We start from the raw sequence: 9,480 nt of genomic DNA, 5'->3' as shown, positions 1-9,480 counted from the left end.
ATTGAAACTGCGGATCTCACCCACGGCGGATCGCAGTTTCAATTGAAACTGCGGTCCTGGTGCTGGCTGCGGGGCGTCTCGGGGGCTGGCCGGGGTCGATGCGGCTGTGGCCTTGGTTACCTGGGACAATGGCCTCAGCTCACCGGTTCATGCTAGGAGGTCGCGGCGACGTGTCCGGTTCCGCAAGCAACAGCGCCCAGGGGCCTGTTCTCGTTGTCGACTACGGCGCCCAGTACGCGCAGCTGATCGCGCGTCGGGTTCGCGAGGCGCAGGTCTACTCCGAGGTCGTTCCGCACGACATCTCCGTCGAGGAGATCAAGCACCGCAACCCCGCCGCCGTCGTGCTCTCCGGCGGCCCGTCCAGCGTCTACGCGGACGGCGCTCCCCAGGTCGACCCGGCGCTGTTCAGCGCGGGTGTCCCGGTCTTCGGCATCTGCTACGGCTTCCAGGCGATGATCTCGGCCCTCGGCGGCGCGGTGGAGCACACCGGCACCCGCGAGTACGGCCGGACCGAGCTGGAGATCAGCGGCGACGGCGGCACGCTGCACGCCGAGATGCCCGGCCACCACCCGGTGTGGATGAGCCACGGCGACTCGGTGAGCAAGGCGCCCGAGGGCTTCGACGTCACCGCCTCCACCAAGGACACCCCGGTCGCGGCGTTCGAGAGCGTCGAGCGGCAGCTGGCCGGCGTCCAGTACCACCCCGAGGTGGTGCACTCGCCGCACGGCCAGGAGGTGCTGCGGCGCTTCCTGCACGACATCGCCAAGGTCCGCCCGCAGTGGACCACCTCCTCCATCGTCGACGACACGGTCGCGGCGATCCGGGAGCAGATCGGCGACCGGCGCGCGATCTGCGCGCTGTCCGGCGGGGTGGACTCCGCGGTGGCCGCCGCGCTGGTGCAGCGCGCCATCGGCGACCAGCTGACCTGCGTGTTCGTCGACCACGGCCTGCTGCGCGCCGGTGAGCGCGCGCAGGTGGAGCGCGACTTCGTCGCGGCGACCGGCGTCCGGCTGGTCACCATCGACGCGGTGGACCGGTTCCTCGGCGAGCTGGCCGGCGTGACCGACCCGGAGGAGAAGCGCAAGATCATCGGCCGGGAGTTCATCCGCGTCTTCGAGCAGGCCGCCCGCGACCTGCAGGCGGAGGCCGGCGAGGCCGGTGAGCAGATCGACTTCCTGGTGCAGGGCACCCTCTACCCGGACGTGGTCGAGTCCGGCGGCGGTTCCGGCGCGGCGAACATCAAGAGCCACCACAACGTCGGCGGTCTGCCCGACGACCTGCAGTTCGAGCTGGTCGAGCCGCTGCGCGCGCTGTTCAAGGACGAGGTGCGCCGGGTCGGCCTGGAGCTGGGCCTGCCGGAGACCATCGTGCACCGGCAGCCGTTCCCCGGCCCGGGCCTGGGCATCCGGATCATCGGCGAGGTCACCGCGGACCGGTTGGAGACGCTGCGCGCGGCGGACGCGATCGCCCGCGAGGAGCTGACCGCGGCCGGTCTGGACCGCGACATCTGGCAGTGCCCGGTGGTGCTGCTGGCCGACGTCCGCTCGGTCGGCGTGCAGGGCGACGGCCGGACCTACGGCCACCCGGTGGTCCTGCGCCCGGTGTCCAGCGAGGACGCGATGACCGCGGACTGGACCCGCCTGCCCTACGACGTGCTGGAGCGGATCTCCACCCGGATCACCAACGAGGTCTCCGAGGTCAACCGGGTAACGCTGGACGTGACGTCCAAGCCCCCGGGCACCATCGAGTGGGAGTGATCCCCGCACTTCGAAGGGCGTCTTCCGCTTCGGCGGGAGGCGCCCTTCGCGCATCGGCTCGTCACTGCTCGACGCGGACCCAGTCGACCAGGTAGCGGACCTCGCCGGCGGCAATCCTGTCCACTGTGGACTGCGGAAGGCCGAAGTAGGGCTCCGTCACGCCGTTGACGCCGTTCGGGTAGGTGCCGCCGAGGGCGAAGTTCAGGATCAGGAACTGCGGGTCGTCGTACGCCCACGTCCAGCCGTTGCCCTGGATCTCGTCCTTGGTGACCCGGTAGGTCTCGGTGTCGTCGACGAAGAAGGCCAGCCCGTCGGGCGTCCAGTCCACCCGGTAGACGTGCCAGTCGGCGGGGTCCGCGCCTTCGAAGTTCTGCCGCTTCGTGAACGGGGTGTCGCCGTGGTACTCGGGGCCGTGCAGCGCCGAGCTCGTCCACGGTTCGCCGACGTGCTCCATCACGTCGATCTCGCCGCAGTCCGGCCACGGCTCGCCGTCGTCGATGTTCGCGCCCAGCGACCACCACGCGGGCCACAGCCCGCTGCCGGTGGCGTTCTCCGGGAGCTTGAGCCGGGCCGCGTAGCTGCCGTAGGTGAACTCGACCTTGTCCTGCGTCTTGACCCGGCCGGAGACGAAGTCGTAGGTCTGCCCGTCCGGGGCCTGCGTGCCGGGCGCGTACCGGGGGTGCAGCGCGAGCGCGCCGTTCTCCGCCCCGGTGGCCGGGTCGTGCTCGACGTAGATGGTCTCGGGCGAGTCGACGTAGGCCTGCTGCTCCTGGTTGACCGTGCCGAAGTTCTCGCCGGTGACCTCGACCGCCCACTTGGCGCGGTCCAGTTCGGCACCGGAGAAGTCGTCGAAGAACACCTCGGCGCGGGGCTCGGCACCGGCCGGTACCGCGGTCACCACCGCGAGCGCGGCGGCCGTCGCGAGCAAGGCGTTCCGGACCATGAGCGCTCCTTCGGGGAGAACCGCGTCTTGAGCGATCGAGTATCGCGGTGCGGTTCGGCCGGTTGGGGCGATTGGCGAGTTCTGGACGGAGATCCACCTCTCGGATCAGCCGGAATCCGGGCTGCCCCGCGCGGCGGGGAACTAGGGTCTGCCGCGAGTGTCGGGAGGGCGAGATGGTCATCTTCGGGGTTCTGCTGGTGGTCGCCGCCGGCGTCGGGTTCTACTTCATGCGCCGCACCCGCGATCAGCTGCACGCGATGATCGGCGCGGAGACGCTGCCGGTGGACGAGCTGGAACGGCTGCGCCGGATCTCCGACGAGCTCGGCGCTCGCGGCGGGTTCCGCAAGCAGTGCGAGGTGATCGGCGAGGCGTACCCGCGTCCGGAGGGGCTGCTGGTCTCCGAGTTCAGCAAGACCGAATGCGTCTGGCACCGCCACGTGGTCAAGCGCCGCTTCGAGGAGCGCCGGTACGACAGCAACGGGCGCCCGAACCGGACCCGCAAGACCGAGACCGTTGCCGAGCACACCTCGTGGGCGGGCTACGCGCTCCGCGACGACCGGGGCGTGCTGATCGGCGTCGACCCCAACGGGACCGCGCCGGACAAGCCGGAGCAGGTGGTCAGCCGGTTCGAGCCGTACCAGCGCCAGCAGGGCCCGACGGTGTTCGGGTTCCAGCTGCCGAACATCTTCGACGACAGCAGCACCATCGGTTACGAGTACGAGGAGTGGGTGATCCGGCCCGGCCAGCGGCTGTACGTGCTGGGCGAGGTGCACGACCGGATCGGTCCGCTGGTGATCGGGAAACCCGAGCAGGACGGCCACTTCGTCATCTCGACGCGCACCGAGGACCAGCTCCGCAAGAGCGCCCGCACCCAGCACCGGCTGCTCGCCGTCGGCATCCCGCTGGCCGCGCTGGCCGGGATCGCGCTGATCGTGCTCGGCGCGATCGGCTAGTTGCGGGTGCGCCGGGAGGCGATCAGCATGATCCCGCCGATCATCACCGCGGCCACCGCCAGCAGCCACTGCAGCTGACCGCCGAGGCCGAACAGCACGGTGCCCGCGATGGTGATCGTGATCAGGCCGCTGACCAGCGCGACCAGGTCGGGGCCGGTCCGTTCCGGGCGGTTCCGCTCGTCAGCCACGGGAGACCTCCACACTTCCCACCCCGACCTGCAGGTCGAGGGACACGTGACCGCCACCGAGGCCGTCCGCGCCGTAGTCGGTCGCGGTCTGGTCCGCGGCGCCGCCGCTGGACATCGCGTTCAGGCACTGCACGTCGCCGAGCCCCGTCTTGCACCCCGCGGTCACGTCGACGTTCGGGGGCAGCAGCACGGTGACGTCGCCGACTCCCACGTTGGCCGAGGTGGTGACGTTCTCGTCGGGTGCGAGCTTCAGGTCCCGCAGGTCCAAGGTGACCGTCCCGGCCGACAGCTCGTAGTTGGGGTCGAGCTCGGTGGTCCTGGTGGGGACGATGGTGTAGTCGCCGATCCGGCCGGTGAAGGTGCTCGACGGCAGCGCCGAGGCCAGCATCGCCACCGCGGCCAGCGGGACCGCTGCGGCGATGAGCCCCCGCCCGCCGTGCAGGAACGAGCCGGCGATCAGCCCCAGCCCCAGCACGCCGAGCGCGATGGCCAGCGCGATGGCCAGCGGTGCTCCCAGCGAGCTGGTCAGGCCGCCGGCGAACGCCGCCAGCACCAGCGTCGTCCAGGTGATCCAGCGGCGCCGCGGACGTCGCGGTTCCGGCTGTTCGGGCTCGGCGGGTTCGGGCAGGTCCCATGCGAACGGCGCGGCGCCGAGCGGATCCCACTTGGGCGGGGACTGCGCCTCGGCGGCCGCGGTCGTCCCGGAACCGGGGTAGACCCAGGTGTTCTCGTCCACCGGTGTCGCGGCCGGATTCGTGCTGGGCGCCGGTGCCGGGGTGGGCGGCGGTGCCACGTTGCGCTCGCCGTACGTGCGGTGCACCAGGTAGAGCACGCCGAGCCCCGCCGCGAGCCCGATGATCGACGGCGTGCTGGTCAGCCAGAACACGCCGGGGATCAGCAGCACCACGAGGATCACGGCGAGCGTGCTGGAGGTCGGCTCCGGCTTCGGGCTGGGATTGCCCGGGACCGGCTCGCCCTCCTTCGGGAACAGCAGCCAGCCCAGCAGGTAGAGCACCACGCCGGCCCCGCCGTAGATGGCGGCCAGGACGAACGCGACCCGGACCAGGACCGGGTCGATGCCGTACCTGCGGCCGATCGCGGCGGACACGCCTCCGACCTTGCCCCCGATGCGCGGCCGGACCGGGCGGGTCGCCCAGAAGTCCCGCAGCGTGTCCTCGAACGCCGCGGCGGCCCCGGCGTGCTTCGTGCTGCTCATGCCGACCACTATCCGTGCCGAGCGGGCCAGAGGGCATCAGGGACGCCCCTGACTCGGCCCGGAATGTCAGGGACGGTCCCTGATGCTCGTGCTCGTCCGTGCGTGTGACCATCGGTGTCGTGGGAGACCAGCTGAACCAGGACACCGGGCCGGGAGCTGCCACGCAGCAGATGGCGCAGCGGCCGCGGAGCGTGGAGCAGCTGCGTCGACGTCGCAGCGGGCGCTTGGTCGCGGGCGTGGCCAGCGGGGTGGCCGAACACCTCGGGGTGCCGGTGCTGTGGGTGCGCGGTGGGTTCGCCGTGCTCGCGGTGTGCGGCGGTGCCGGCGTCCTCGCCTACGGGCTGCTGTGGGTGTTCGTGCCGCAGTCCACCGGTGTCGAGAAACCGGTGTCGAGCCGGGAGCGCCAGCAGGGCTTCGGCGTGATCCTGCTCTGCCTCGGCGCGATGGTCGCCATCGGCGGCCTGGTCTCGATGCCGAACTGGCTGGGCGCGCCGATGGTGGTGGTGCTGGTCGGCGCCGCCGTGGTGTGGCGGGAAGCCGACGAGTCGCAGCGCCGCCGCTGGCGGCAGGGCGCGCGCACCAACGTGGTCGGCGCGCTGCTCGGCGGCGGTGGTCGTTCGGCCATGATCCGCGTGCTCGCCGGGGCGGCCCTGGTCGTGGTCGGCATCGTGGTGCTGCTGGCGGGGTCGGCGTCGCTGGACGAGGTGCGCTTCGCGCTGCTCGCGGTGGGCGCGACGCTGGTCGGCGTCGCCGTGCTGACCGTGCCGTGGTGGGTGCGCCTGGTGCGGGACCTCAACATCGAGCGGGCCAGCCGGATCCGCTCCCAGGAACGCGCCGAGATCGCCGCGCACCTGCACGACTCGGTGCTGCAGACCTTGGCGCTGATCCAGAAGCAGGCCGACTCCGAGCGCGAGGTGCGGCGGTTGGCCCGCGGCCAGGAGCGCGAGCTGCGGAGCTGGCTGTACGGCCCGGACGGCTACGGTTCGCAGCGGCAGGCGGTCGAGGACGCGCCCGCCGCCACGTTCTCCGCCGAGCTGACCCGGATCTGCGGCGAGGTCGAGGACACCTTCGCGATCAAGGTCCAGCAGGTGGTCGTCGGCGACTGCGACGTCGACGAGCGGCTGTCCGCGCAGCTCGCGGCGGCCCGGGAGGCGATCGTCAACGCGGCCAAGCACGCCGAGGTCGCGGAGGTGAGCGTGTACGCGGAGGTCGAGGCCGGGCAGGTCTCGGTGTTCGTCCGCGACCGCGGCAAGGGGTTCGACCCGGCCGCCGTGCCCGACGACCGGCACGGCCTGGCCGATTCGATCCGCGGTCGCGTGCAGCGGCACGGCGGCAAGGTCAAGGTGCGGACCTCGCTCGGCGAGGGCACCGAGGTGCAGATGGAAATGCCGAGGGCGGCGGCGTGAATTCGCGTACCCTTCGGGCGAGAACGGCGATGGAGGCTGATCGTGACCGGTGACGACACCACCCCGAACCAGGTCCGGGTGTTCCTGGTCGACGACCACGCGCTGTTCCGCGCCGGGGTGCGCGCGGAACTGGCCGCCGCCGATCAGGTCGAGGTGGTGGGCGAGGCCGGTTCGGTGGCCGAGGCCGTCGCCGGGATCGCGCACTACAAGCCGGAAGTCGTCCTGCTGGACGTGCACATGCCCGACGGCGGTGGCGCCGAGGTCCTGCGGCAGGTGCGCCCCCAGCAGCCCGACGTGGTGTTCCTGGCGTTGTCGGTCTCCGACGCCGCTGAGGACGTGATAGCGGTGATCCGCGGTGGCGCCCGGGGTTACGTCACCAAGACCATCTCCGGTCGCGAGCTCGCCGACGCGGTCGTGCGGGTGCGCGCCGGGGACGCGGTGTTCTCGCCCCGCTTGGCGGGTTTCGTGCTGGACGCCTTCTCCGAGGGCCCGAACTCGGCGCCGGTTGGCGACCCCGAGCTGGACCTGCTCACGCCCCGCGAACGCGAGGTGCTGCGCCTGCTGGCCCGCGGCTACGCCTACAAGGAGATCGCCTCGGAGCTGTTCATCTCCGTGAAGACGGTGGAAACCCACGTCTCCAGCGTGCTCCGCAAGACCCAGCTGTCCAACCGCTACGAGCTCTCCCGCTGGGCCTCCGACCGCCGCCTGGTGTGAGTTCCCGTCTTCGCGGGTGCCAATCCTCATGCGTGCCAGCGCTTTCGGCTCGAAGGACAACCCCGTGCGTGCCAGGGACGTCTTAGCGGTGTACCTGTTGAGCGAACTGGGGAGCGCAGCGGATGAGACGAACAGCGGCCACTCTTCTCGCCACGGCCGGACTGCTCGTGGGATCGGTCGTGCAGGCCTCGGCGGTGGGGAGCTGGTCGGAGGAGCCGGTTCCGACGTCGGCGAAGTCCGGCATGTTGACGGCTGCGGGCAGCGCGGAGGGGGAGTCCTGGGCTTTCGGCTTCAACAGCGACAGTTCCCCGAACGAGACCAGCGAGGTCTACCGCAAGGGCGAGCAGGGCTGGCAGCAGGTTCCGATCGAGAACTTCGGACGTCTGGTGGACGGCGAGGTCCTGGCGCCCGACGACGTCTGGACCGTCGGGGTGCCGACCAAGACCAAGCCCGGCGGCATGGCGCACTGGGATGGTCAGACGTGGACGCGGGTCGATCCGGCGCCCGGCACCTCTCCGGATCCGGTGGCGCTGAAGGCGTTCGCCGCGGACGACGTCTGGGCGGTCGGCGGGGCCGGGCGCGGCACGGCGCAGCACTGGGACGGCCGGGCGTGGACCGACGTTCCGGTCCCCGACCTCGCTGAGCACGACTACGAGTCCTGGAAGCTGACGGACGTCGAAGGCGTGGCGTCGAACGACCTGTGGGCGGTCGGCTACAGCACCTGGCCCAACGGCAGCCGCACCATCGCCCTGCACTGGGACGGCCGGGCGTGGACGGAGGTGCCGGTTCCGGACGTCGACGAGGATCCCGGCGTCATCGAAGCGCTCGACAACGTCCTCGCCCTGGCCCCGGACGACGTGTGGATCGGCGGGCACCGCACCGTGCAGGGCCAGGAGGTGCCGTTCACCGCGCACTGGGACGGCCGGGCGTGGGAGACCTTCGAGCTCGGGGAGGCCGGCACGATCACCCAGCTCCTCCAGGTCGGCGACCAGGTCCAGCTGTTCGGGGTCGGGCCCAACGCCGAGCCCTTCCGGCTGGGTTGGGACGGGGCCGGGTGGCAGGGCCTGATCGCGCCGCCCATGGTCCGCGTGTACGGCGCGGCCGTCCAGGACGACGGCACCGTTCTCGGCGTGGGCAACCGGACCGGCGAAGGCGCGGCGTTCGAGCCCTACACGGCGACCTACCGCGAGTGAGCCCCACGAGTCCGGCCCGGAACACCGGGCCGGACTCGTGCTATCCCTCCGACTGGTGGGACCAGGCGCGCATCGGGACGAAGCCGGTCGCGCGTCCCGAGTGGTCCAGGAGCCGGCCCATGCGCTTGACCGTTCGCAGGTTCACCAGCGTGTCGTGCACGACGAGGGCGGGGAAGTTCCGGGTCGCCACCTGCTCGAACTGCTGGACCGCGCTGATCGAGGGCAGCCAGACCGTGGCGACCAGGTTGTGCTCGCCGGTGACCGCCGCGCACATCCGGACCGGTGCCAGACCGGCCAACCCGGCCCCCACCCGGTCCAGGTCGAACGCGGCGACCCGCCCGCGCAGGGTGGCGGTGACCGGCAGTCCGACCAGCGGTGCGGCCACCTCGCAGCGCAGGGCGAGCACGCGCGATCGCAGCATCGCGGTGATCCGGCGGCGTGCCGTCGCCTCGCTGGTACCGGACTCCTCGGCGAGCTGCGCGTAGGAGGTGCGGCCGTCCGCGGACAGCAGCCCCGCCAACTTCCGGTCGAGGCTGCCGAACGGGGTCGACTGGGTGGACTGCTGGCCGAACCCCGGGTCCAGCGCGGCGTGCGCTGAAGCGCCCAGCGCGTGCAGGCGCCAGTTCGCCCCTTCGCTGTAGAACCGGGTGGCCAGCGCGGTCGTGGTGGCGATCAGGCCGGGTACCTGCTCGACGTGCTGGAACAGGTACTGGTTGAGCGCTTCGAGGTCCTGCGCCGCGATGGTGAGCAGCAGGTCCTGGGTTCCGGCGGTGATGTCCGCCGAGATGCAGCAGGAGTCCTCGGCCAGCGTGGCCGCGACCTGCTCCTTGGTGCCCGGTCGGCACCGGGCCGTCACCAGCGCGATGCAGCCGCCGGTGGACAGCGCGCGGAAGTACGCGGTCGTCCAGGCGTCGCCGCGGGTGGACAACCGGTCCCACCGCCGGGCCACCGCCTCCGCCGAGCGGACCCCCAGCGAGGTGGCCACCGCGGTCCAGGGGGCGCGCGGCCAGACCTGGAGCGCGTTCACCAGTGCCAGGTCGGACTCGCTGAGCATGGCGGATCTCCGCGTCACAGCCGGAGATCATGACGGATTCCCCGACATTCGACAAC

Annotated in this window: 9 protein-coding genes; 5 read left to right on the top strand and 4 right to left on the bottom strand. The window is 71.7% G+C overall.

Annotated elements, in window-relative coordinates:
- Positions 1-170: 170 nt before the first annotated feature.
- Positions 171-1,757, top strand: coding sequence for a glutamine-hydrolyzing GMP synthase (gene guaA / locus ABTZ89_RS07940; RefSeq protein WP_351041589.1), 1,587 nt, complete (start codon positions 171-173; stop codon positions 1,755-1,757).
- A gap of 61 nt (positions 1,758-1,818) precedes the next feature.
- On the opposite strand, the gene ABTZ89_RS07935 is transcribed toward guaA, so the two are convergent.
- The gene (locus ABTZ89_RS07935; protein WP_351041586.1) at positions 1,819-2,700 is read right to left on the bottom strand and encodes a glycoside hydrolase family 16 protein; all 882 of its coding nucleotides are present in this window, start codon (positions 2,698-2,700) and stop codon (positions 1,819-1,821) included.
- 173 nt (positions 2,701-2,873) lie between these two features.
- On the opposite strand from ABTZ89_RS07935, the gene ABTZ89_RS07930 reads away from it, so the two are divergent.
- A complete protein-coding gene (locus tag ABTZ89_RS07930; RefSeq protein WP_351041583.1) occupies positions 2,874-3,653 on the top strand; it encodes an E3 ubiquitin ligase family protein in 780 nt (259 codons plus the stop codon).
- On the opposite strand, the gene ABTZ89_RS07925 is transcribed toward ABTZ89_RS07930, so the two are convergent.
- Complete coding sequence (locus tag ABTZ89_RS07925) at positions 3,650-3,841, bottom strand: hypothetical protein (protein WP_270953278.1); 192 nt, start codon at positions 3,839-3,841, stop codon at positions 3,650-3,652. The genes ABTZ89_RS07930 and ABTZ89_RS07925 overlap by 4 nt on opposite strands.
- A complete protein-coding gene (locus ABTZ89_RS07920) occupies positions 3,834-5,057 on the bottom strand; it encodes a PspC domain-containing protein (RefSeq protein ID WP_351041579.1) in 1,224 nt (407 codons plus the stop codon). The genes ABTZ89_RS07925 and ABTZ89_RS07920 overlap by 8 nt, the downstream gene beginning before the upstream one ends.
- 170 nt (positions 5,058-5,227) lie before the next feature.
- On the opposite strand from ABTZ89_RS07920, the gene ABTZ89_RS07915 reads away from it, so the two are divergent.
- From ABTZ89_RS07915 to ABTZ89_RS07905, 3 genes are all read left to right on the top strand, one after another.
- Positions 5,228-6,463: an ATP-binding protein gene (locus ABTZ89_RS07915; RefSeq protein WP_351041595.1), complete on the top strand. Its 1,236-nt coding sequence runs from the start codon at positions 5,228-5,230 to the stop codon at positions 6,461-6,463.
- A 42-nt stretch (positions 6,464-6,505) separates the two neighbouring features.
- The gene (locus tag ABTZ89_RS07910) at positions 6,506-7,177 is read left to right on the top strand and encodes a response regulator (protein WP_502949519.1); all 672 of its coding nucleotides are present in this window, start codon (positions 6,506-6,508) and stop codon (positions 7,175-7,177) included.
- Positions 7,178-7,299: 122 nt separating this feature from the next.
- Complete coding sequence (locus ABTZ89_RS07905) at positions 7,300-8,370, top strand: hypothetical protein (RefSeq protein ID WP_351041576.1); 1,071 nt, start codon at positions 7,300-7,302, stop codon at positions 8,368-8,370.
- Positions 8,371-8,410: 40 nt separating this feature from the next.
- On the opposite strand, the gene ABTZ89_RS07900 is transcribed toward ABTZ89_RS07905, so the two are convergent.
- On the bottom strand, positions 8,411-9,424 hold the full coding sequence (locus tag ABTZ89_RS07900) for an Lrp/AsnC family transcriptional regulator (protein WP_351041573.1): 1,014 nt from the start codon (positions 9,422-9,424) through the stop codon (positions 8,411-8,413).
- Positions 9,425-9,480 lie beyond the last annotated feature (56 nt).

The sequence above is a fragment of the Saccharopolyspora sp. NPDC002686 genome (genome assembly GCF_040295745.1).
Classification (GTDB): Bacteria; Actinomycetota; Actinomycetes; order Mycobacteriales; family Pseudonocardiaceae; genus Saccharopolyspora; species Saccharopolyspora oryzae.
The sequence above is the reverse complement of the archived record's forward strand: the minus strand, read 5'-3'. Positions and strand labels throughout refer to the sequence as shown.